The organism is Rhizocola hellebori (assembly GCF_016862955.1).
Lineage (GTDB): Bacteria > Actinomycetota > Actinomycetes > Mycobacteriales > Micromonosporaceae > Rhizocola > Rhizocola hellebori.
In genome coordinates this window covers 49,838-71,899 of record NZ_BONY01000044.1, presented here as the reverse complement: position 1 = coordinate 71,899, position 22,062 = coordinate 49,838, and the positions used below count along the sequence as shown (strand labels likewise).

The 22,062-nt window shown below is 62.6% G+C and carries 22 protein-coding genes, 1 tRNA gene and 1 pseudogene; 9 read left to right on the top strand and 15 right to left on the bottom strand.

Features of this window, described 5'->3' with window-relative positions; translation table 11 throughout:
- Nucleotides 1–43: 43 nt before the first annotated feature.
- Nucleotides 44–117, top strand: a tRNA-Met gene (locus Rhe02_RS30505).
- 17 nt (nucleotides 118–134) lie between these two features.
- On the opposite strand, the gene Rhe02_RS30500 is transcribed toward Rhe02_RS30505, so the two are convergent.
- The 8 genes and pseudogenes from Rhe02_RS30500 to Rhe02_RS30465 form a co-directional block, all read right to left on the bottom strand.
- Entirely contained in the window at nucleotides 135–1,502 is a 1,368-nt protein-coding gene (locus Rhe02_RS30500) for a tyrosine-type recombinase/integrase (protein WP_203911859.1), read from the bottom strand.
- Nucleotides 1,499–1,684 carry a helix-turn-helix domain-containing protein gene (locus Rhe02_RS30495; RefSeq protein WP_203911858.1) on the bottom strand — a complete coding sequence of 62 codons (186 nt, stop codon included), beginning with the start codon at nucleotides 1,682–1,684 and terminating at the stop codon, nucleotides 1,499–1,501. Before Rhe02_RS30495 ends, Rhe02_RS30500 begins: the two co-directional genes overlap by 4 nt.
- Nucleotides 1,672–3,450: a replication initiator gene (locus Rhe02_RS30490; protein ID WP_203911857.1), complete on the bottom strand. Its 1,779-nt coding sequence runs from the start codon at nucleotides 3,448–3,450 to the stop codon at nucleotides 1,672–1,674. Before Rhe02_RS30490 ends, Rhe02_RS30495 begins: the two co-directional genes overlap by 13 nt.
- The gene (locus tag Rhe02_RS30485; protein WP_239124148.1) at nucleotides 3,447–3,947 is read right to left on the bottom strand and encodes a DUF2637 domain-containing protein; all 501 of its coding nucleotides are present in this window, start codon (nucleotides 3,945–3,947) and stop codon (nucleotides 3,447–3,449) included. The genes Rhe02_RS30490 and Rhe02_RS30485 overlap by 4 nt, the downstream gene beginning before the upstream one ends.
- Nucleotides 3,944–5,386: an FtsK/SpoIIIE domain-containing protein gene (locus Rhe02_RS30480; protein WP_203911856.1), complete on the bottom strand. Its 1,443-nt coding sequence runs from the start codon at nucleotides 5,384–5,386 to the stop codon at nucleotides 3,944–3,946. The genes Rhe02_RS30485 and Rhe02_RS30480 overlap by 4 nt, the downstream gene beginning before the upstream one ends.
- Nucleotides 5,387–5,451: 65 nt before the next feature.
- A pseudogene (locus Rhe02_RS30475) lies at nucleotides 5,452–5,745 on the bottom strand (hypothetical protein); the annotation flags it as partial.
- Nucleotides 5,742–6,074, bottom strand: a complete 333-nt coding sequence (locus Rhe02_RS30470; protein WP_203911855.1) for a hypothetical protein — start codon at nucleotides 6,072–6,074, stop codon at nucleotides 5,742–5,744. The pseudogene Rhe02_RS30475 and the gene Rhe02_RS30470, both read right to left, overlap by 4 nt.
- 96 nt (nucleotides 6,075–6,170) lie before the next feature.
- Nucleotides 6,171–6,566: a hypothetical protein gene (locus Rhe02_RS30465; RefSeq protein ID WP_239124146.1), complete on the bottom strand. Its 396-nt coding sequence runs from the start codon at nucleotides 6,564–6,566 to the stop codon at nucleotides 6,171–6,173.
- Between the two features lie 311 nt (nucleotides 6,567–6,877).
- On the opposite strand from Rhe02_RS30465, the gene Rhe02_RS30460 reads away from it, so the two are divergent.
- The 3 genes from Rhe02_RS30460 to Rhe02_RS30450 are packed head-to-tail and all read left to right on the top strand — an operon-like array spanning nucleotide 6,878 to nucleotide 8,523.
- On the top strand, nucleotides 6,878–7,585 hold the full coding sequence (locus tag Rhe02_RS30460; RefSeq protein WP_239124145.1) for a helix-turn-helix domain-containing protein: 708 nt from the start codon (nucleotides 6,878–6,880) through the stop codon (nucleotides 7,583–7,585).
- A gap of 10 nt (nucleotides 7,586–7,595) precedes the next feature.
- The gene (locus Rhe02_RS30455; protein WP_203911852.1) at nucleotides 7,596–8,072 is read left to right on the top strand and encodes an NUDIX hydrolase; all 477 of its coding nucleotides are present in this window, start codon (nucleotides 7,596–7,598) and stop codon (nucleotides 8,070–8,072) included.
- Entirely contained in the window at nucleotides 8,065–8,523 is a 459-nt protein-coding gene (locus Rhe02_RS30450) for a hypothetical protein (protein ID WP_203911851.1), read from the top strand. The genes Rhe02_RS30455 and Rhe02_RS30450 overlap by 8 nt, the downstream gene beginning before the upstream one ends.
- Nucleotides 8,524–8,559: 36 nt before the next feature.
- Here Rhe02_RS30450 and Rhe02_RS30445 read toward each other — a convergent pair whose 3' ends face one another.
- The 4 genes from Rhe02_RS30445 to Rhe02_RS30430 form a co-directional block, all read right to left on the bottom strand.
- Nucleotides 8,560–8,970 (bottom strand): hypothetical protein, encoded by a 411-nt coding sequence (locus Rhe02_RS30445; protein ID WP_203911850.1) that lies wholly within the window; start codon nucleotides 8,968–8,970, stop codon nucleotides 8,560–8,562.
- Nucleotides 8,971–9,078: 108 nt separating this feature from the next.
- The gene (locus tag Rhe02_RS30440; RefSeq protein ID WP_203911849.1) at nucleotides 9,079–9,642 is read right to left on the bottom strand and encodes an HD domain-containing protein; all 564 of its coding nucleotides are present in this window, start codon (nucleotides 9,640–9,642) and stop codon (nucleotides 9,079–9,081) included.
- Between the two features lie 26 nt (nucleotides 9,643–9,668).
- The gene (locus Rhe02_RS30435) at nucleotides 9,669–10,124 is read right to left on the bottom strand and encodes a GntR family transcriptional regulator (RefSeq protein ID WP_203911848.1); all 456 of its coding nucleotides are present in this window, start codon (nucleotides 10,122–10,124) and stop codon (nucleotides 9,669–9,671) included.
- Nucleotides 10,125–10,173: 49 nt separating this feature from the next.
- The gene (locus tag Rhe02_RS30430) at nucleotides 10,174–10,416 is read right to left on the bottom strand and encodes a hypothetical protein (RefSeq protein WP_203911847.1); all 243 of its coding nucleotides are present in this window, start codon (nucleotides 10,414–10,416) and stop codon (nucleotides 10,174–10,176) included.
- 140 nt (nucleotides 10,417–10,556) lie between these two features.
- On the opposite strand from Rhe02_RS30430, the gene Rhe02_RS30425 reads away from it, so the two are divergent.
- Complete coding sequence (locus Rhe02_RS30425) at nucleotides 10,557–11,285, top strand: phospholipase D-like domain-containing protein (RefSeq protein WP_203911846.1); 729 nt, start codon at nucleotides 10,557–10,559, stop codon at nucleotides 11,283–11,285.
- Here Rhe02_RS30425 and Rhe02_RS30420 read toward each other — a convergent pair.
- Nucleotides 11,282–11,758, bottom strand: coding sequence for a hypothetical protein (locus Rhe02_RS30420; protein ID WP_203911845.1), 477 nt, complete (start codon nucleotides 11,756–11,758; stop codon nucleotides 11,282–11,284). The genes Rhe02_RS30425 and Rhe02_RS30420 overlap by 4 nt on opposite strands.
- Before the next feature lie 224 nt (nucleotides 11,759–11,982).
- Here Rhe02_RS30420 and Rhe02_RS30415 point away from each other — a divergent pair, with 224 nt between their 5' ends.
- Entirely contained in the window at nucleotides 11,983–14,334 is a 2,352-nt protein-coding gene (locus Rhe02_RS30415) for a tetratricopeptide repeat protein (protein WP_203911844.1), read from the top strand.
- A gap of 313 nt (nucleotides 14,335–14,647) precedes the next feature.
- Here Rhe02_RS30415 and Rhe02_RS30410 read toward each other — a convergent pair whose 3' ends face one another.
- Nucleotides 14,648–15,499 carry a toll/interleukin-1 receptor domain-containing protein gene (locus tag Rhe02_RS30410; protein ID WP_203911843.1) on the bottom strand — a complete coding sequence of 284 codons (852 nt, stop codon included), beginning with the start codon at nucleotides 15,497–15,499 and terminating at the stop codon, nucleotides 14,648–14,650.
- Nucleotides 15,500–16,699: 1,200 nt separating this feature from the next.
- Here Rhe02_RS30410 and Rhe02_RS30405 point away from each other — a divergent pair.
- From Rhe02_RS30405 to Rhe02_RS30395, 3 genes are all read left to right on the top strand, one after another.
- Nucleotides 16,700–17,695 (top strand): hypothetical protein, encoded by a 996-nt coding sequence (locus Rhe02_RS30405; RefSeq protein WP_203911842.1) that lies wholly within the window; start codon nucleotides 16,700–16,702, stop codon nucleotides 17,693–17,695.
- 1,417 nt (nucleotides 17,696–19,112) lie between these two features.
- Nucleotides 19,113–19,589, top strand: a complete 477-nt coding sequence (locus tag Rhe02_RS30400; protein ID WP_203911841.1) for an NUDIX hydrolase — start codon at nucleotides 19,113–19,115, stop codon at nucleotides 19,587–19,589.
- A 316-nt stretch (nucleotides 19,590–19,905) separates the two neighbouring features.
- Nucleotides 19,906–20,604 (top strand): hypothetical protein, encoded by a 699-nt coding sequence (locus tag Rhe02_RS30395; protein WP_203911840.1) that lies wholly within the window; start codon nucleotides 19,906–19,908, stop codon nucleotides 20,602–20,604.
- A gap of 774 nt (nucleotides 20,605–21,378) precedes the next feature.
- Here Rhe02_RS30395 and Rhe02_RS30390 read toward each other — a convergent pair.
- Complete coding sequence (locus Rhe02_RS30390) at nucleotides 21,379–21,915, bottom strand: hypothetical protein (protein WP_203911839.1); 537 nt, start codon at nucleotides 21,913–21,915, stop codon at nucleotides 21,379–21,381.
- Nucleotides 21,916–22,062 lie beyond the last annotated feature (147 nt).

Here is a 22,062-nt window from a genome sequence, read left to right as displayed (position 1 = left end):
GATTTGCAGTTCCACCCGCGGCGAGTTACGGTTTACAAGCCGACGCGGGGTGGAGCAGCTCGGTAGCTCGCTGGGCTCATAACCCAGAGGTCGCAGGTTCAAATCCTGTCCCCGCTACAAGGGAAAACGCCCGATCAGAGATCTTTCTGGTCGGGCGTTTTCGCGTCTTTGCTAACCGATTTGCTAACCAACTGCTCCACCGGAGCGTCCACGAACAGCGAAGCGATCGCATCCGCCGCTTCGCGATCCATGCCGGGCAGCGCGTGCGAGTAGACCGTCATGGTGAATCCGACAGAGGCGTGGCCCAGGCGCGAGCTGACAATTTTCGGGTGCACACCGGACTTCAGGGCCGTCGTGGCGTAGGTGTGGCGTATGTCATAGAGACGGATGTGGGGGAGACCGGCCCGTTCGCTGAGCCGGTTGAAGCGTTGCCGAATGACGTCAGGGTGCACGTCCCGGCCGTTCTCCCACGTGAAGACGCGATCAGTGCCTTCATAATCGGTATCGAAGAATGCTCGCTCGGAATTCTGAACCTCCTTCCATTCGCGCAGAGCCGCGACTGTGGCTCTGTCCAAAGACAGCAGTCGTGGCGCGTTGTCGCTCTTCCCGTCGCTGGACATGGCCTTGCCGTTGACGACCACGAGCGAGTCAGGCTCAACCGCCATCGTGCCCGCCTCCAGGTCGATGGCCGGCCACCGTGCCCCACAAAGCTCGCCACGCCGGAATCCGGTAGTAGCGCCGAGGAGGAACAGGGCGTAGAAGCGGTCTCCTCGAACGAATTCGAGGAACGTGCGCATCTGGGCTGCTGTCCACACGGTCGCCTTGCGCCGCCGAACCCGTGGCGGATTGACGTGTTCGGCGACGTTCTCCACGACATACCGCCAGCCAACAGCGTTGGCCAGTGCCGCGTGAATCATGGTGTGCACATTGCGAACTGTCTTCGGCTCCAGGCCAGGTGACTTTCCTTCCGGCACATGCCCGGCCCGAAACCGGCGAAGGTGCGCGTGAACTGTCGGCACCCTCACTTCTGCGGCCTTCGCCAGCTCCCTCGCTGAGGGCTCGCTGCCTTCCTCGATTCCCTTGTGCCACAGCATATACACCACCATCGCAGTGTCTTTCTTAATGCGGCCTGACGTGAGAAGCCGATCGTAGAAAGTCTGAAGCTGTGGTGCGGTTAATGACTGAAGACCAATCTTTCCCAGGTACGGGACCGCGTAGCTCTGCGCGAGCACCTTCCAGTTGCCCCAGGTGCTCGACGCCGTCGATGAGCGAATAGCTGGTAGCCAATCATCAAGGAGGTAGGCGCCCACCGTCCGCCGCGATGGCTGGACATGCCGACCCGTTTCGGCCAGCTCCATTGCCTTGCGGCATTCGGTCCACGCCTCCTTCTCGGTCTTCCAGCCGCCCTTGGATATCTGATTCCGTTTACCTGTCAACGGGTCCGAAGGACCAGTGAACTGGTAGGTGAAGGTCTTACCTCTCTTGTAGACGTGTCCTTTCATGGCGACTCCACCAGCTCGGCCAGGCGAGCGGTAATCACGTAGATGCGCCCACCAAGCCTTTTGGAAGGAATGTCTCCCGAGGAGGCCAGCCGATACGCAGCCGAACGTGAGATCCCAAGCAGCTTGGCTGCTTTGGGCACTTCCAGTAGTAGGGGCATCTCGTCGAAATTCAGCTTGTGCATTTCATCTCCCCGTCGTTGATCTCGTTTGCCGAATTAGCTCGCTCCTGTCTGAGCTGTCGAAGCTGGGCTTTCCAGCGCTGTCGATGCCCGATGCTCCGTAGCAGACGCACGCTTGCGGCTGGGATGTCTGGGTCATCGGGCCGAGCAAGCTCGAAGGTGTAGCGCGACGGCATCGCGTCACCGGGTTGTTCGTCATCGGCCAGGGCTCCGCCCAGGACCGTCTTGACCCAAGTCCGCCTGTCCGCGCGATGGTCGGTGAGCGTCTTGCCCGACCACTGGCGGGATATGAGCACCCGTCGCCCGGTGAAACCCAGCGTGTGCCGCTGGTGGACCTTGCCCGTGCACCGTCCAGGCACCAGGCCCGCCTTGGCTTTATCCGGCTGCACGCCGTAGAGCAGCCAGTTGGCGCAGGAAGGCGAGCAGGGCAAGACCGCCAGCTCCGCATGCAACCGCTCTGCGTGTGCCTTCTGTGCATCGCTTCCGGCCGGAGCTTGTTCGGCCAGATCCTTTGTCAGGTACTTGGTGACGTACCGGATGGATCGTTCGGCGTCCTTCGTGCCAGGGTTGATTCCTCTCGCGTCGACCCGGCCCAGGCGCACCACGCATGCCGGTTTAACGTCGTCCTCGGCCGTCGCCAGGATCGCTTGTTTCCAGGTCTGCAGCGGCTGCTTCGTCTTCGGGTCTAGGTAGGCCTTGCTTCCCGGATCCCATACCGGCGGCCTGTCGACCGAGTAAGTCATCGTGTCGAAGGGCGGCCACCACACCTGGTGATAGGTCGCCGCCGCCACCTGCTTGATGATCCGAGCAGGCATGGTCCCGCGGATCGCGAAGTGAGCGTGAGGCGCGAGCCGCTTCTGTAGCTCGATCGCTCCTGCATACTGGACCTTCCACCCGACCGCACGCCGTAGGTTCTGCCAGAACCGGTCGAGCACCTTGGGGAGGTGGATGGCATCCAAGGCAGCGCTTCGATAGTCGTATTCGTCCGGGTTGATCGGCGTACCCAGCAGCGGATCACGCTGCCCATGTAGCGCCCCGCAGTCACATGGCTTGAGCCCACCACGCCTGTAGCGGGAGCCGGTGTGCACAGCACCGTAGCCGCTCAGCGTGATCGTGAGCAGGGTCGACGGCCGGTACTGCCGTCCGTTCTTTGCCTCGTATACCCGGCCAACGGTCCTGTTGGCAATCGGCAGCCGTGGCAACGGTGCCGCGTCGTTGCGACGCTTCGTGGACCGGGCTATTGGCTTCTTACCGTCACGGCAAGCCACGACCTTGCCGCGTAGCCGGCACTTGGACAGCTCATCGTCTATCTCGGTAATCGCTTCGTCTATCGCCTCCACTTCGGCCGCCCGCTTCACCGTCGGCATGGGCGAGGTCATTGCCTCATGCCGGTCAAACTCCAGGTGTGCCCGCGTGGACAACAGCGCCCGGACGTCATCCGACGGCGGCTCCGCAGGCGGCATCGGTTCGTCGGCCAGGTGCCACCCTTCCCGGATCTGCTCGATACGGGCACGCCGGTTGCGTTCCGCACACGGCTTGCACTTCGAAGCGAGCCTTGCCCCACAAGGGATGTCGAGGACTTCGGTCACTCCTGTGTGGGTATCGGTGCGGCGCATCGCCAGTGGACGAACGCATACGCCGACCTCCTCGGCCATCTTGCGCAGCGCATCCTTGGCCACCGGCATGAGCATCCGGTCTGCTCGTGAGCCCGGCCGAGGCTTGGGCTCCTCGGCCGGTTTGGCGTCTGGGATCAGCAGTAGCTGGCTCATCGGCTTAACCGCCCGATCGGGCCGTTGCTCGCAGAAGCCACGCCTACCGTCGTCGGTTTGTTGGTCGGCTCCCGGTGGTAGACCGGCGGCGCGACAGGCTCCCGTAGCGCAGAGGCCTTGCCGAGCACGAGCTTCGCCAGCGCCGCGAACGCCAAGGCTGGCACTACCGAGACGACCCACCCAGACAGACCCGGTTTGGCCACCGCGAGCTGGGCAGTGATGGACAGAGCGAGCCCTGCGACCAGCAGCACAGCCGGGTAGACGATGCTTTGCCCAGCACGGCGACGCCGCCGCATAACCAGAAGTGCGGCAATCGGCACCAGTTCGGAGATGACGGCATTCGCCCACCCGAACCACTCACCCCGCCCAGGCGGAGTGTGGGCCATGGTCCAGTCATGCACGTGTGTGAACGAGGCCGCACCCGAGAACAACCCGACTACCAGCAGGATTAGCACCAGGGCCATGTCTTCGGACCTCTCGGCCAAGGTCCGCTTCATCGGTTCACCACGAATGCGGTTGCTGGCCTCTCCGGGGCGTAAGCCGAGGCCAGCGCGGCAATGTCGGAGTCGGTGTGAAACGGAAAGCGGACCTCCACAAGCGTCGGGTCGCGGTCTAGGACCATGTATCCCTTGCCCGGCAGCGATCTGGCGATGAGGTGGCAGGCTGCCCCTCGGTCAAGTGCGTCGTCGTCCAGGATCAGCGCGACTTCGGTCTTCTCCACAAGTCGAAGCGCGATCCGGGTGCTGAACAGGTTGCGGAAGGGCAGGATCTCCTTGCGCGGGTCCTGAAGTGCCGCAACCACGTGCACGCCGATCGCTCGGCCTTGAGACAGGATCAATGACATCGCGGAATTGATGCGCTCCTTGAGCTTCTTGTCTGTGACGTATGACGTCAGCGCCCCGAACTCGTCGATGAGGACGACAATGGTCGGCTCAACCAGGCTCGCCTCATGGACACGGCCATGTCCGCGATGACTGGCCTGACGCTGCTTCATCTCCTTGACAAGTTCTTCTAGCGCGTTGGCCATCTCCTCCGGGGTGCCGAAGCAGAAGCGGTGAAACAGATCGCGCCCCGCGTCCAGTTCCATGCCGCCCTTCGGGTCGAAGGCGTAGACCTTCACCAGGCCGTCACGGATTCCGGCCGCCATCGCGGACACGATTGCCCACAGCACCGAGCCTTTGCCCGCACCTGACGCGCCCGCGATGAGCACATGCGTCAGCAGCGAGATTACTGCCTTCTGACCGTCCGCTCTGACAGCCACAGGAAGCGCCTCAACATCTGATACCGCCGGAATCGCAAACGGCGCAACAGTTTCCGTTAGAGGTTCGCGTGATCGGAAATGCAACACGATGCGGTTGTGCCGCGCCGTCTGGACCTGGCATGAGACAGCGTTGAAGGTCTGTGCGAGGTTGACCGCCTTGGCCGACCAGTCTTCCGGAAGCTGCCCATTGACCATTCGCACGGTGACGAGATCCCCGAAGGCGTCGCGACGAACCTTTGCGATCGTGGGGAAGTACTTGTCTCCGCCGAACGTCAGGGCCAATTTGAGGCTGGCGCAGGTGGGATGCCAATGGCGGTAGTAGACCCACCAGCGCCGCCACTGTGCCAGGTAGAACCAGCCAATGAATCGCCGGAACGCATTGGGCCATCGCCACCAGCACGCCACGAGCAGCAGCGCTACCAGAACGATAGTGGCGACGCCGATACGCCAGCCGTGGTCGGCAAAGAGTTTCACGAGGAACAACACGGGGATGCCGACATAGCCGAAGCGGTAAAGGCCGTAGAAGACGATTCGCCACGCCAGCTTGAACAGGCCGCTGATTGCGAGGAAGGGATAGTAGACGCCCCAAGCGATTCGGATCTTCGGCCGCAGGACGAGCCGTGTGGTGAACAGTTCAGGGTCTGCATACTTCTCACCGCGAACCTGATGCAACATCAGAATTCACCGCCCGACATTTCGCTGTGCGCCGAAACGTTGACCGAGTATGTCACCGCAGGTTTGCGCTTTGAGCCCCAACGCTCACAGGCGGTCTGCTTGCGGATGCCCGCTCGTTGCGCGATCTCCGACCATGAGTAGCCGTGCTCGCGCAGGCCTACGACGGCGTCCTGTATCGCGTCGTCGAGGTCGGCGGCGAACTTCAGTAGGTCGGTCAATGCTTCGACGTCACCCGTCGCCACGCGCCGCGAGAATGCCCGTATCACCCGCCGAGCGAATCCAGCGAACGCCTTGTTTTCCACGGAACGTCTGCGGCTTGGCGTCAGGTCGGCCCTGACGGTGTTCTTGCGGGCGCTCATCGGGTGCCACCTGAGCTAGAACGCTTGCGACCACCGCCACGCTTGGCCCTGCGGCGTGCGCGTCGCTCAACTGAAGACAGCTGCGCGCGAGCGTCGCGGACGGCTTGCTGCATGCCGTCGAGCGCGTCTTGCAGGCGGGCCAGTTCGTCGGAGGGATCGCCGTAGCAGTCCCAGTAACCAGGCTCGCTGATCTGGTGGTGGGCGATGTCTGCGATCGCTGCGGCGAGGACTGAGCCGGCCGAGGCGATGTCGAAGACGTCGAGGTCAGTGAAGTGTTCGGCCCGAAGGCGAACAGGGGTGGATCGGTCAGAGTCATGTAGCGTAGGCACGACGGCCCCTTCTGTATGCTGCGGATGGGGTTGAAGCCGTTGGGGCAGGCGGTGTCTTGGCGGATGACGCCCGCCCCAACGGGTGGAGTTAACTTGCTAGGCGGTCACGCGATCAGGTGTGACCATCGCGCCAGCCCGGATCGACCAGGCCAGCCGTGCCCTGCATTTGTGCGGTTGTTTGTCGCCCTTGCACGAGTTGCTGTCGTTGTAGGGAGTCACCGTCACCTCGGTGAACCCGACCGCCGGTGGATAGCCCGGCATTGCCGACTCGGGCGGTTGCGGCGCGTCGTTGGCGGCGATCTTCACCTTCAATTCGGTGGAGCGCCCGAACTTTCCGGCCTCGGGGTCGAGGTCGAGGACCTTGACCGACCACAGCCGGACACCGTTCTCGTCACGGGCCTGGTTGTCGCCATCACGGCCCTTCGCGAAGTCGATCACCTTGTCAACGCTGAGGAACAGCGCGCCGCGCGGGAAGACATACTCGAACGCCACTGGGATTTTGATCGAGTTGGGAACCAAGATCTTGCCTTTCTCCTTCGTGGAACATCCGAGATGTAAACATGTACAACATGTTCAGATTCAGCTTCGTTGACGATCGGCTCGGCCGTCAAGGTTGTCGTTACATCTCATTCGTCCCGGCTGGTTACGACGCTTGAGTGCGTCGATGTATTGAGGATGCGGCAGCAGGCCGGGACGTGGTCACCTAGTCGCTGGACCTCATCGAGATGTCTCGCTTATTGTTGTCACTTGGCAGGACGTCCTGGCGTGGGGGGAAGATGCGTAACGATCGCTTGCGGTCCATTTTGCTGCAGCGTGGCATCACCCCTGAGCAGCTCGCAGCAGAAATCAGCGTTGACCCGAAGAGCGTCGAACGCTGGATCGCCGGCCGTACTCCCTACCGCCGCCACCGCTACAAAGTGGCGACGTACCTCGGCGTCGACGAGGTCTTCCTCTGGCCAGACGCGCTGAGCCCGCACCAGATCGCCAACGCCTCAGAGAGCGAAATCATCAGCGTGTACCCGCACCGCTGGACCGTTCCCTCTGACATGTGGCGCAACTTCTTCGAAGGCGCAGAACGGGAAATCGGCATCCTTGTCTACAGCGGAATGTTCCTCGCCGAGGATGCCGGAGTCGTGAATACACTGCGCCGCAAGGCGATGGCCGGTGCCACGGTGCGCATTTTGCTCGGCGACCCGGACAGCGAAGAGGTCGCCCAACGTGGTGCCGACGAGGAAATCGGCGACAACATGGCCGCCCGCATTCGCAACGTCATCGTGCTGCTCCGGTCGCTGCGCAACATCGAGAACGTCGAGTTCCGAGCCCATCGCACAATCTTGTACAACTCGATCTACCGCGCCGACGACCAACTGATGATTAACACGCACATCTACGGCTTCCCCGCAGCTCAAGCCCCAGTGCTCCACCTTCGGAAGGTCGCCGGTGGCGATATGGTGACCTCCTATCTGGAGAGTTTCGACAGCGTGTGGGACAAAGCCAGCCCATTGGAATGAGGTACCAGCTGTGCCAGGCCGCATCGACTACTTCGACGATCCCGCCGCTCCCCGCGCTAACAGCGTCGTCCCCTCAGCGAACGTGGTGGTAGTCAACGACTCTGGCGACGTCCTCATGATCCGCCGCTCGGACAACGACAACTGGGCCTTGCCCGGCGGCGCGATGGACCTGGGGGAATCCCTCCCCGCCGCAGCCGTCCGTGAGACCGCCGAGGAAACCGGCGTCCAAGTCGAGGTCACCGGCCTTGTCGGCATCTATACCGACCCCCGCCACGTCATCCTCTATACAAGCAATGACGAAGCGCGCCAAGAGTTCTCGGTCGTCTTCATCGCCAAGCCGCTATCCGGCGAGCCCACACCCAGCGACGAATCCCGCGAAGTCCGCTGGGTTCCGCGAGACGAGCTAGCCGGCCTCACCATGGACCGCTCCATGCGCATGCGCCTCGACCATTTCCTGACCGCGCCGGACCGGCCACACCTTGGCTAGCGACTGGGTCGGCACCGCGGCTGAGATCTTCTCCGCCGTGGGCACGGTCGGCGCTTTCGTCGTCGGGTTCATCCTGCTACGCGCCGAGCACCGCCGTGAAGCCGACCGGTCAGAGGACGAACGGCGCAACCAAGCAGCCCGCATCAGCGCGTGGGTTGAGCTCACCCGCTCGCCCTCGGGCGCCCGTGAGATCGCATTCCACATCCACAACGCCAGCGACATGCCTATCTACGAGGTGGAACTACCCCTGCCCGCCGCCTCCGGCGAGGAGCAAACCGAATTCATCGGCCTTGTACCACCCGGCCAGACTGTCCGCCGCGCAGCGCCCGCAGATTGGCTCCGCACTTATGTCGAGCCCGAACCTGTACAGCTCGAATTCCTCGACAGCGCAGGCCGCCGCTGGACCCGCGATGAGCAAGGTCGGCTCACCCGCATGGAGCCGTCTGACTAGCCATTTCGGGCCTGGTCGACGGACGAGCCTCCCGGGTCAGGTGAGTGCCTTGAGGCCTGCATATCGCTTCAGGGCGGCTGACTCCTCTGCAGTCGCTTCCCACACCGCCTGACGTGCGGCGCGGACTACTGGCGCGTCCCGGTCTTGCTGGAGACGTCGTGAGATGTCGCGATCGAAAGCGACGACAACGCGCCAAAGTCCATCGTCGGTGCCTTCGTAGGCAGGTGCCTGAACCCAACCCATGGCCACTAGGCGTTGTTCGGGGAGGCTGGCGCGGAACCAGATCCGATCTTCCCTCTCAAGATCGCCGATGTGCGCAGATACCAGGAAGCACGAATGCTCGCCCGACGCCGCCTCCAAGGCTAGGACCTCGGGCGTTGCGGCACGTCCGTTCACGACGTATTGCTGCCCTGTTTGCTCAAGCGGATAGAGGTAGTCGATCGGCATGCGGCATACCATAACCATCGCCATCAGTACTTGTTGATGGTGAAAGGTCCAAGCCTTCCCGACCGAACGGACACGTCGTCCGCGTTGGCATGAAGCACGGTGTTGCAGCTACGGGGTTTCGTTACTGGTCCCACCTAATGCTGCAGCCACCGACTGCGCCGACCGTTCGATCTCCGGTCGCGCCTTCGCGATCGACTCCGCAACCAGCGACCCCTCGCCGTACCGCGAAAGGATCTCCGCTAGCCGTTCCTGCACCTCAACACGGTCACCATGCGGACTCGTGGTCATGTCTGAGAAGGTCAGCGCGTCCGCGACAAGACCCCCGACAGGCGCGAACTCGGCTAGCAGCTCATCGGCCAGCCCGCGATTCTCGGCCTCGATCGCAGCGCAGGTGTGATGCGCTACCAATCGGCACAGCTGGTCATCTGCTCCCACCTCGTCACGCAGGTAACGCGCTCCGTCCAGTGGGTGAAATCCGGTGCGCGCCAACGGCGGCGCATACCCAATGTCGTGAAGCCACGCAGCGCAGACCAGCATCTCAGCGTCGGTGTCGACGATGTCGGCAATGGACTCCGCCACTCGCGCTACTCCCTGCGTGTGCGCCCACCGCACCGGCAGCGCTTCGGCGAGCAGCTTCTCTGCCAGGTCGCGCGCCCATTGAACATGTTCCACAGGTCCGAGAGTAACGAAGCCGGCCCTCACCGGGAACGCACGAAGCGCCCCTTGCCATGCACCGCGTCGACCAGCCCGGCACCTTCCAGCTCAGCCAGCGCATGCCGCGCCGTACCACGCGACACCCCATACTGCGCTGACAACGCCGCCTCGCTCGGCAGCGCATCCCCCGGCCCCAGCTCGCCCGACTCCACCAGCAGCCGCAGCTCATCAGCGATCATCTGGTACTGCGGAACCGCCTCAGCCCGCTCCCCAGGGCTTGCCACCACCCGCCCACGCCCGGGCATCGATTCGATCAGCCCGTCGGCGGCCAACAGATCCAACGCCCGCCGGATAGTGTTGCGCGCCATGCCATACTCGGCACACAACGCAGACTCCGAGGGCAGCAACGAGCCCGGCGTCAACTCGCCGTCGGCAATCTTGGCGCGCAGGGCATCCGCGACCGCCAGGTACGCGCCCCACGCGGTTGCCCTAGGGCTCACCGCCAACCCCTCTATCAGCCGAGATCTCGCCTGAGCGTAGGCCACCGGCCTACAGCGTGATCCCGCGCCCCTTTGCCGCAGTCAGGACGATGGCCAGGTCAAACGCCACCCCACCGGACACCCGCCCCAGCTCCACAAAGCCGACCCCGCCCGGCCCGGCACCGCTGCTCAACGACGGAAAGTCGCGCCCGACATCGAACCCGACGTCCTCCAACGCCAACGCCAGCAGATCCGCCGCATCCTGGGCGCCCTTCGCATCGTCCTTGCCCAGCGCCGCCCGCCGCTCGTCCATGTGATCTCTCCGCTCGCTATCACCTTTTCGGCACCAGTCTTCGCCCATGGTCATCAACCAGGTACCGCGTCTGAGGGACGTCTTGGTACGTCTTGGCCTACACTGAGGTTCATCACTGCCCGCGAGCTGGGAGGCTTCCGGTGCGACACCCCCTCGCCCGTGCCCTGGCCACCGTCGGCCTGGACGCCGACGACGTCGCCGCGCGCCTAACCGTTGATCCCAAAACCGTCCAACGCTGGTTCGCTGGCCGCCTGCCCTACCCCCGCAACCGCACCGCCCTGGCCAACCTCACGGGCTGGACCGTCGCCGACCTATGGCCCGAAACCATCCCCCGACTTAAGCCCGATACCTCCGCCGACGAACTACGCGTCACCTACCCACACCGCTCCGCCGTCCCCACCGACGTCTGGCACCGCCACTTCGCAAACGCCCAACACGACATCGGCATCCTGGCCTTCAGCGCCCTGTTCTCCGCCGAAGATGCCACGATCCTGCGCACTCTGCAAACCAAAGCCCGCCAAGGCATCCGGGTACGCATCGCCCTCGGCGACCACACCGGAACCCATATCGCCCGGCGGGGCGCAGACGAAGGCATCGACGACATCATGGGAGCCAAAATCCGCAACGCACTCGTACTCTTCCGCCCGCTCACCAACGAGCCCGGCGTCGAAATACGTTTGCACGACACGGTTCTCTACAACTCGATCTACCGCTCCGACAACGACCTACTCGTCAACACCCACATCTACAGCTGCCCCGCCGGCCACGCCCCCGTCCTCCACCTACGCCTCAGTCACCCCGACGGAATGGCTGCCGCATACATGGAATCCTTCGAGCGAGTCTGGGCTCAAGCCCGACCCGCCAGCTAACGCACCACTCGAAGCGCAGCGCTTCTACGGCGGTCCGCCACGATCCGCTGCAGCTCATCTCGCAGGTCGCAGGCCGCCTCCGCGAACGCTTCGGCGAGCAGAACGTCTTCCGCCTCCAGCCGCCGGACGTCACCAACGTCCACGCTAATCACGAGCCTCGCGCCGCCAGTCACAATCTCCAGTATCGGCACGTCGCCTACGCACCGGTCCGTTTTGATGGTCATCCCTTGCGCCAGATCAACCGTGACTTCCATCAATGGGACGTCCCTGCGCCCAGCGCCGCTTGTTACATCGGCGACACCCGACACCTTCGAGTCCATGCTCACCCTCCTCACGCCGCGTAGCGAGGAATCGCGATCGATCACCTCGCAGTGATCTACCGGCGGCCGCTCGATGCGGTTTCCGTCGGTCGCTGCATTGAGCAACTGCAACAGAGTCTTCACGCGCGCAAGGAGTGGAGACACCGTCTCCACGCAGACGTCTTGGCACTCCCGAGTCGTCCCGGCCTGGCGAAAGCAGGCATCCAGGAGGGTCACGACGCTCCGGGCTGATTCCTGTCGAGTCCCGGGTGATGGTTTCCGTTTCCGTCCCGGGTGATGCTTTCCGCCTAGGCTTGGTAGAGCTGGTTGGTGGACCTGGTTGGTGGTGTCGTGATGCGACACTGCAGCCATTACGACACCGTGGACGGGAGATCGTGGTGGCAGTTCGGCGTACTTGGGCAGCAGTCATCGGATTAGCCGGGGTCAGTGGTCTGTTGACGGCCTTGGCGACCTTGCTGGCCGATCGGCCTTGGCTGGCCGCTGTGCTGGCGGTGGCGGGGACGATACTGGCCGCTGTTGGCGGCGCGCTGAGTATCAACCCCGCGAGACCCCGAATGCCAGCCGCTACGCCGGGTTTGGCTGGCGGTAATGACAACGTGGTGTTCGGGGCGATCCCGCATGAGGCGGCCTCGTTTCAGCCACGCCCGTCCGAGCAGCGTCGCCTAGCGAAAGCGTTGGGCCGCCGGAAACGTGCGGCCCTGGTGGCATTGCCTGGCGCTCGCGGTGCAGGCAAGTCACAGCTGGCCGCCGCCCACGCACGAGACTGTGTCAAGCAGGGCTACAACCTGGTCGCGTGGATAAACGCCGAGGCCGGGCCGATCACCGATCTGGCCCAGCTCGGCGTGATGTGGGGATTGACCGCCGCCGAGCTTTCGTCAGATCAGATTGCCGCGCAGGTGATCCAGGCGGTCAGCGTCAATGATCGCAAACGGCGGCTGCTCGTATTCGACAATGTCGACGACCCGGACAGCGTCAAACCCTTTCTGCCCGCCGCGGGGACAGCGAAAGTGATCGTCACGACCAACCGGCAAGAATTCACCGCCATGCCAGGGGTCACTCCGATTGCGGTGGGCATGTTCACTCCGCCGCAAGGTGTTGCGTTCCTGATCAGCGCCACCGGCGACCACGACGCCGACCTGGCTCGCAAAGTGGGGCTCCAGCTGGGTTGGCTACCGCTTGGCTTGGCCCAAGCCGCCGCCTACATGCGCCTGAACCGGCTCACCTACCAGCTCTACCTGGACAGACTGAACACCGTCGAACTCGACGAAGTTCTCCGGCAGCAGGCGGGTGCAGACCACCCCGGAATCCTGAAAGCCACCGCTCTATCTATCGACAGCATTCAGCGTGCCGACCCTGCCGGTCATACCCATCAGCTGCTCACCGTGCTCGCCGTGCTCGCACAGGAAGGCATTAGCCGCTTCCTGCTCACCACGCCGCATGCGCTGACGGCGCTCGACCACGACGCTACGACGATGAGTCGGGCATTGCGGGTACTGGCCAACGCTTCGCTCATCACGCTCGCCGAACGCGAACACGTCGACCGGCCGACCAGCCACCATCCAGCCGACCAAGTGGTGATCGCCGTGCACCGGCTAACCGCCACTATCATCCGCCACCTCGCAGGCCAGCAGCGCCTCAGCCACACGATCGATAACGCGACCGCAATGCTCGACACGCTCACCGACGACCTGCCACTCGACCAGGTCGTACACCGCCGCCGCGAACTCGACGAACTGGTCACCCACATACTGGCCCTATGCCAGCACAGCCCACAGCCCACTGAACTGCTGCTCGCCAACTGCAACTGGGCAGGACAAGTGCTCAAGTCGGCGGGACGGCTCGACGAAGCCATCCCCCTGCACGAGCAGACCCTTGTCGACTGCGAGCGAGTGCTAGGAACCGATTACCCCCAGACTCTGGTCTCACGCAATAGCCTCGCCAGCGCCTACGAGTCGGCGGGACGGCTCGACGAAGCCATCCCCCTATACGAGCAGACACTGTCCGACTGCGAGCGGGTACTGGGAATAGACCACCTGTACACCCTGAACTCACGCAACAACCTCGCCGGTGCCTACGAGTCGGCGGGACGGCTCGACCAAGCCATCCCCCTACAACAGCAGACGCTGGCCGACTATGAGCGGGTACTAGGAACCGACCACCCCGATACCCTCAACTCACGCCACAACCTCGCCTACGCCTACCAGAACGCGGGACGACTCGCCGAGGCCATCGCTCTGCACGAGCAGACCCTGGCCGACTTGATCCGGGTACTGGGAACCGACCACCCCCAGGCCCTCACCTCACGCAACAACCTCGCTAACGCCTACGAGGCTGCGGGACGACTCGCCGAAGCCATCGCTCTGCACGAGCAGACCCTGGCCGACCGGACCCGGGTACTGGGAACCGACCACCCCCAGACTCTCACCTCACGCAACAACCTCGCTAGCGCCTACGAGGCTGCAGGACGACTCGACAAAGCCATCCCCTTGCATGAGCAGACGTTGGCCGACTGCATGCAGATACTGGGAACCGACCACCCTTACACCCTCGCCTCACGCAACAACCTCGCCTACGCCTACCAGAAGGTGGGACGACTCGCCGAAGCCATCGCCTTTTACGAGCAGACCCTGGCCGACCGGATCCGAGTACTGGGAACCGACCACCCCCACACTCTCACGTCACGCAACAACCTCGCCGCTGCTCTACGCGCCGCAGATCAAACCACCTAAGCCCCACAAATTCGCTGACACCGAGCATCCACTGCGTGCCCTCAGGCCGGCTCAAAGCCAATCCCGGCTCCCGGCCAAGCGACGTCCGCAAACATCACATGATCGGCCAGCCGCATCACGGCATGGAAAGTATCAACTGGGACACACAGGGGAGAGCATCACCCGAGACAAGACATCCGGGCTGTTTCCGCACTGCCGAGTTGTTCTTCATTGTCATTAAACGGCCGCGTACGCGGCCGACCCTGGCCGCCGACGGGACACCCGAGGTTCAAACCTCTGCCAGGTCAGTTTCATCAGTCCATCAAACACGACGCTACGAGGTTGCTGCCTGAATCGTGGAGTGGATCACCGTTGTGACCTCGTCCTCTAGTTCATCCAGCAGAGACAAGGCGCGTCTCAACGGATCTCGTAACTTTCGTATCGCATCATGCTCCATCCAATTGCTTGAGGGAGCAGCAAGGAACGCCATTGATTCTTCTTTGAACGCCGCGATGCGTCGGTCGACCGCGACCAGAGGTTCGATTAGATCTGCGATCTCCTCGACCGCCTGGTTGATGCGCATATCATATCGATCTTCATCGAGTGGCTTCGTGGAAAGCTTTCCGTCATTCAGAATGCTGCGATCTTGGAACCACTGCGCCCAGCCGATCACGAAGTTCAGGTAACCAAGGTACTCATTCAAGACGTGACGTGCATCTCGCATCTTGCGGCCACTCTCAAGCCACCAGGCAGTCAGCTCACCAGCTATCGGCACCAATTTCACATCTAGGCTTGCCAATAGCTTTCCCAATGCAGCGCGATAGCGAAGAGGATCTTTCCACTGACGCATGTCTGCATAACGAATGTGCTTAACCGAGATAGGTACGTCGCAGTCGTCAACTAAGACTGGGAGGATTCGAAAACCGTCGGTCTGCTTCTGCTTTACTTTTGCAACGCCAAGTTCCTCGGCGACCCACGCCGAATTCACAGAGGACGTTGACACGACATACAGCAAGTCAGTGGCCGCAGCCAGCCCTTCGTAGATTCTTTCGACAAATGAATCGCCAATTCGGATGTCGCGGTCATCGAGAAAGGTCTCCACGCCAGCGGCCGTCAAGCTAGCATCCAGCATTCGCACGATCGATTCATCTCTATGGCTATAGCTAATGAAGACGCGCCGTGCCATTAAACCTCCCAGCTCCGCTGTTCTCACTCGACCCTTAAGGGCCATCCGAGCCGCTGAACCTTGGCAGCGCTCGCTGAAGTAAGTATTGCGCCGTGCCAGCTGAACACAATGCTTATGTTCATACCGAAGAGTCAGATCAACGACCAGTTACGGGACCGCCCACCCCCTTCTGGCATTATGGCCGGGTCCGCGCCGCCGGGCTCGGCCTCCGGCCGCCCAGCGGGGCGGAGCCGGCCGCTTCCTCTTTGTCTTAAACATTGAGAATCGCAAAGTTGGCCGCGTTCGCGTGCGGTCATTTCATATTTTCAGATCCCCGGATCGAACTAATTTTCTCATCGACATGCCCCGAAAGTTCTAGCCCATGTCGCAGGTCCGTTGTGGTTCCACTCCACTGCTCCCGCCGAGGGTCGTCGCTTCGCTCCTCCACCGCCGTGCTTCCAGACCTCTCGCCTCCGGCGGGGAGCTCAAGCTCCGAGCTGGGGGCACGCGAAGGCCACCCCGCCGGAGGTCGCTCCCGGGCAGAGCCCAGCAGACAAGAAAGCGGGCCGCCAAGCGTCCGTGCGACCGCCGCCGGGTCCGCGACTGCGGGGCAGCCCGCTTTCTCGCCCGCTGCCCGAAGGGCGGGAGCGACGGTGACGGGCAGGGGCAACCTCTACGGAAACCGAGATCGAACGGGCCAGCGGTGGGCCAGTACCCCAGTCCCAGAGTGGTCATGAGCGGGCACCATCGGGCGGATTCACCGCTGGTCACACTATCCAAAACAGACGTATGTTCGAGTTGATCGGAAATTCCCAAGCTGACGGTGCAAGAGACGCAATGGCGGTTGTGGGATTCCTGTCCTCTACCCAATCACCAATCGCGAACGCGACTCCACTTGAGACCAAGTTGAGGATCAAGTTTACGTTGGCCTCTGCGAGTCCAAGCTCACCGACGGCCCAGAAGTAGCCCACCAAAGCTACGGCGGCAAGCCAGAGAGGACGTATGTCGCGAATACGATGTGCCGCACCAGCGGCCCCTTCCGGGGTTGGGAATCGAGTACAGGACAGGAATCCTGCCCAAGTCTAGGCTACCGCGCCCAAGGTGTAGCCAAGATCGACGTTGGCTAGTCAACTCCTCCAAGGTCAGGTAGTGAGCAGGAACCGCTAAAGTTGTCGATCGCAGCTATTCAGGGCCCATCCGACAAGCCGAGAGGATGTGTACGTGCGCACCGTCGAGATTGAGGCTTGGGCACTTCGAGTGATCAACCGGCTAACTGCGGGTGCGAAGGTCGAGGATTCCAACGTTGAACTCAAGAGCGTGTGGCCGAGTGAACCCAACAAGGCGGCTCGCCGCATCGCCGGTTTATGCAACTCCATCGCCGGAGATCAAGCACTTTGGCTGATCGGCGTCGACGAAAAGTCCGGCGTCACCGGAGTTGCCGCCGACGATCTCGCGACGTGGTGGCCGGCCGTCAGCGCCAACTTTGACGGCGCCGTACCAGCCCTGCGCGATGTAGCGTTCCAGGTCCAAGGTAAGGAGGTCGTCGCTCTGCTTTTCCAGACGGACCAAGCGCCGTATGTCGTTCAAAACGAGGTTTTTGGCAAGCAAGGCGGAGGACCCGTGGCACTGGAGGTGCCGTGGCGTAACGGCACTACCGTGCGTACCGCCACACGCGCAGAACTGATCCGCATATTACTTCCGGCGTCCGACCTGCCGACGTTGACCTTGATGGACGCCGAAGCGGCCCTAGACCGCCGCGAGGAGGACTCCTATTCCCTCACCCTCACAGCTGTGTACTACGTCCATGCCGCGATGGGTGACTCAATCGTATTGCCCAACCACCAGGCCGAGGGATGGCTGGCCTTTCCCAAGGACAAGGCCTACTTTGACGATGTCGAGGTCGGCCTATTTGCTCAGCGCCAATCTCGATGGGGCTCGATCGGTGTCGTCGCCCGCACCGAGGACCGCCGTGTGCACACTGTGCACCAAGGAGAAGATCAGATAATCATCGACGGCCCGGGGTTCTTTAGGTCCTATCTCCGATGCTCCCTTACCAAGGAAATGTGGGCTGGCAAGGTTGCGGTGATGTTGGACTTCGGCATCACCATGCGCCCCGCCAGAAGTGACCTCGCCATGACAGCGCAAGGCACCGTGCATCTCACGAAACATGAAGACGTTGCAAAAGGTCGTCGGGCAGCTGAATGGAAGAGCAGGTGAGTAAGCGATCTCCAGCCTGGCGCTGTGCCATGATCTGAGCTCTCAAGAAGACCCGGCGAGTACACCCCCAATCAAAGCTCATCAGCCGTCCGGCCATGGCGTCTTCCATACAGCAGCAAAGTACAGCAACGCCATCGACCGATAGCGGACCCCGGAACACCGCGATGGCCGTCTGACCTCTTGTTTGACCGTTAGCGATCTTCCTGCGGTTAATCCGTAGGTTCAGGGTCGCTGTTCCTGCGCCGGGTGATTCTGCGGCAGGTCCGTGGCCCGAGGCGGGTCAAGAGTGCGTCACCTGAACGGCTATGTCTTTCACCTGATTAACCGGGTTGCCGTGTCTGCAATTGGGTCAGAGATGACTGGGTGGTGGTTTCAGGTATTCCAGTGTCGTACCAATATGGATACGCCTGTTATGTCTAGCCCAAGCAGGAGCTTGGCTTGTGGAGTGACGTCCGGTGGGAGAGCTAATGATGCAGGACCATGAGAGTGGCCAGATCTTTCTCCAGATTGGGAAGCCTCCGACTGCGCCGCCGAAGAGGCGAAGGCGCTCAAGACGGTTCACGATCTTGCTGGCGGCGCTCGCTGTACTCGTGGTTGCGGGTGGCGGGGTTGTCCTTTGGTTGGCGGTCAACGACAAGTCCCTGGCAGATGCCGCTCAGGAAGTGACCGAGTCACCGTTAGAGACCGCGAAGAGGAAATGTGCACCAAGCTCGGCGTACGCCACTGTTGGCGACGAGGGAAACACTTTGATCTTAAAGTCTCAAGGGGAGGAGCAGCCAGGGATCAGCTATTCACAGCTGGAGTGCTTCTGGACCGAGCTCGACGTCTCTGACGCCTTGAGGTCCGAGTTGGGTGCGACTCGGGCTCTCGACGGCCGGCGCTCTGGAGACTGGGGGTCCTTTCACGCCTCCTGGTCCTACCATCCCGACAGCGGCGTCAACATGACCATCACGAGAAAGTAAGAGGATCGCCGCTCGGCCGCACGGATCAGGCATCACGTACGGCCGAGGTGTAGCTGCCCATGAGGGCCTGAACTGAGTCTCGACTTCTGGTGGGCTGCTGTGATCCGTGCCTGCAAGGACGTCTGGGAACGGGCCTACCGTCCTGGCCTGTTCGCGTGGGCCGGAAGGATCAAGGTAGGTGAGCAATGAGTCGGATCGCTGTTGATCACGCCAACTTGCTAACGGATTTGCTAACGAAACGAGTCGGACCGTGACGTTCGCGTGAGACGAGGCGGACGCGATCATGTGGTTGGCCAGGACCGTCGAGACTGCGATGAGCGGGTGGGACAGGACTTGGAATCCTCATAACCCAGAGGTCGCAGGTTCAAATCCTGTCCCCGCTACAACGGGAAACGCTCGATCAGAGATCACTCTGGTCGAGCGTTTTTCATTTCCCCGGAAATGAGGCACCAGCCGTGCCAGGCCGCATCGACTATTTCGACGACCCAGCCGCTCCGCGCGCTAACAGCGTCGTCCCCTCGGCCAATGCGTTGGTAGTCAACGATTCTGGTGACATCCTCATGATCCGCCGCTCAGACAACGGCAACTGGGCTTTGCCAGGCGGTGCGATGGAACTGGGCGAGTCACTTCCCGCCGCAGCCGTCCGCGAGACCGCCGAGGAAACCGGCATCCAGGTCGAGGTCACTGGCCTTGTCGGCATCTACACCGACCCGCGACACGTCATCCTCTACACGAGCGATGGCGAAGCGCGCCAAGAGTTCTCGGTCGTCTTCCTCGCTCGCCCGTTATCCGGTGAGCCCACACCCAGCGACGAATCCCGCGAAGTCCGCTGGGTGCCGCGAGACGAACTGGCCGGCCTCACCATGGACCGCTCCATGCGAATGCGCGTAGACCACTTCATTGCTGCGCTCGACCGGCCGCACCTTGGCTAGCAACCGGGCACAGAAGGCTCCTCGTAGGGTTCATCCCGCTGCGCGCCGAGCCGGTGCCGGCCGGCCAGACCGTCCGCGCGCAATGCACTCGGATTGGCGGATGATTCGCAGGAGGCGGAGATCGTCAGGGACGGCCTGGTGACTAGGCAAGATCCAACCCGCATGAGGACGGGGTGCGTGGTCACCCCGATCTGCTGACGCTTGATCATCCCTAGGCCTCTCCGGGGCACGACTCGCCAACACCATGCCGGCCCGGATCAAACGGGCTCGCTCCACACTGGACGACGGCTTGTTTGCCCCTGATAGAACTATGGCCATGGATCTCAATGACGACTCGCCAGACTGGGCGCGTACCCAGAGATACCAAGGTCTTTCGCCTATTTGGCGTTCAGTCGCAATAGTTATCGGCACCGGCCTCGTGGTCTTTCTTGCCTCGGTCACGTCGATATGGCTGCTCCTCGGGCGCCCGAGCATCGCGACACAACGGCTCGACACCGACGCTCTGCTTGAGGTTGCCCGGATCGCGCTGATCATTACTGGGGGCATCGGCGGGATAGTGGCATTGGTCGTCGCGTACCGGAAGCAACGTATAACGGAACGAGCGGATGCACGCCAGGAGCTTTCGGCCCGTGAGGCCAATTACCAGCTGTTCACCGAGGTTTTCAACAGCACGAGTCTCCTACTTGGGAATGCATCACCTGCCGTTCGGCTCGCAGGCGTCTATGCGATGGCTGAATTGGCGGACGGCTGGCCGAGGTTTCGGCGATTGTGTGTCGATGTGCTATGCGCATATGTGCGACTACCGATGGTGGACGACCACGACAGAGACGCGGAGGAGACCGTTCGGCACACGCTCTTGACCATTCTCGAGGAGCGTATTGAAAGCAACGCTTGGTCCGACGCGAAGCCGCATCTTGATGGCATCGAGTGGGGTGACATGTCCGCGAGCGGAACGATGCGCTTGCGAAAGCTGGTCCGTGACACGGTAAGCCAGCACGAGAACGACAGTCGATGATGGAGCGGCTGCCGTGGGCCGTGCGCCGGAGGGAATCGGGGCAGCGGATTGTGGGCGGGTTTGCCTATGATGCTGGCTCGTCCTTAAAGGAGCAGAATGGTCATCGAGATACCCAGCCATTGGCCGAATGCGGGTTACGGCATCCCTTCCGTGTGCGCCAAACATGGCCGGCCGGAGGTGCAGCGCACGAAGGTGAAGCTGGAGACCGCCACGCCCGATTGGCAATACCTGCTGCTCCTCTTCGGGGTTGTCGTGTACTTCCTGGTCCGCGGTTTCCTCGGGGATGACGTTGGCGGTGTCGGCGTGGCCGTTCTGCGACAGATGTGTGCGGGAGCGCATTCGCCTCATGTGGATCGCGGCAGGCTTCGCTGTTGGCGGCTTGGCGCTGTTGGTGGTGGCGATCGGCTGGTCGAAGCCGTTCTGGGCCGTCTTGGCCGCGGTGCTAATGGTGACCGGGATGGTAGCGCTGGTCAGAAGGGGCTGGCTGTGGCGGCGCCTGTTGGGGGCGAAGCTTAGTGAGAACGCCGCTTGGATTACGGTGGCGAAGCCGCATCCCGCGTTTGAGGAGCAGCTGGCACCGTATCTGCCGGCCGTGGCGGAGTTCCGCACCGCAAAGGGTGGTCTGGCGCCCGCGAAGACTGGCAGCGCGGTCCCATGGATTGTGGCACTGATACTGGGATCCCTGTGTGTTCTTGGGTCGTTGACGGAGATTCTGGCGCAATTGTGGTCAGCCGCCGTAGGAGCCGCTCCGCGAAGCCGTAATTGCGCTGCGGCTCAAGACTTTGACAGCCGCTGCCGCACCATTTGCATCACCCGGATGATTTCGCGGACCCGGTCGCCGCTTGTTTTCAGCAACGCTTTCACGTCGCCCGGGTAGCTGTTCAATACGAAAAGCACGGTGGATTCGCCTGGCGGCAAGGTCGCGCCGAAGTATCGCTCGTGAGGTGATTTGGTCTCCACGATGGTGCCGTCGGCGCTGACTCCCCACGAATGCTGTCGCCACAGGTCTTCGTGCAGGGCGTAGCCGGTGCCGATGGCCGCGATCCGGCTGTCGAGCCAGGAATTGGCGACATTGGCGTGGCAGTCGCCGCCCAGGTCCAAGGCAGTGACCGTGGTCTCCTGCAGCACCCCGATCGCGAGGAGCAGATCGAGGTCGGGCTCGGGATGGAGCGGGGGGACGACGAGGTCGCCGCCGTGGGCCAGGAGCAGGCGGCACCACGCCCGCCATCGGTCGCGGAAATTCTCGTCAGCGTCGTAGCCGGTCACTCGCTCCCGGTATAGCGCTAATAGGCGGTCACGGTCGGCCAGCACCTGCCGACCCTAGCCCATCGGCAACGGCTGCTGCGGCTCGTTGGCTTAGTTGGTCTGGCGTGTGGGCGATGTATGAGTGGAGGGTGCCAGGCTCTGCGTGCTACTCGACGGCAGTGACCGCGAAAGCGTTCTGCCATCAGGATGAAG

Bases quoted from the DNA above. Each gene is read 5' to 3' on its own strand.
- Rhe02_RS30500 (WP_203911859.1), bottom strand. From the start codon at position 1,502: ATGAAAGGACACGTCTACAAGAGAGGTAAGACCTTCACCTACCAGTTC.
- Rhe02_RS30430 (WP_203911847.1), bottom strand. From the start codon at position 10,416: ATGGACGAGCGGCGGGCGGCGCTGGGCAAGGACGATGCGAAGGGCGCC.
- Rhe02_RS30490 (WP_203911857.1), bottom strand. From the start codon at position 3,450: ATGAGCCAGCTACTGCTGATCCCAGACGCCAAACCGGCCGAGGAGCCC.
- Rhe02_RS30485 (WP_239124148.1), bottom strand. From the start codon at position 3,947: ATGAAGCGGACCTTGGCCGAGAGGTCCGAAGACATGGCCCTGGTGCTA.
- Rhe02_RS30410 (WP_203911843.1), bottom strand. From the start codon at position 15,499: ATGGCACGGCGCGTCTTCATTAGCTATAGCCATAGAGATGAATCGATC.
- Rhe02_RS30495 (WP_203911858.1), bottom strand. From the start codon at position 1,684: ATGCACAAGCTGAATTTCGACGAGATGCCCCTACTACTGGAAGTGCCC.
- Rhe02_RS30395 (WP_203911840.1), top strand. From the start codon at position 19,906: ATGGATCTCAATGACGACTCGCCAGACTGGGCGCGTACCCAGAGATAC.
- Rhe02_RS30480 (WP_203911856.1), bottom strand. From the start codon at position 5,386: ATGTTGCATCAGGTTCGCGGTGAGAAGTATGCAGACCCTGAACTGTTC.
- Rhe02_RS30445 (WP_203911850.1), bottom strand. From the start codon at position 8,970: ATGCCGATCGACTACCTCTATCCGCTTGAGCAAACAGGGCAGCAATAC.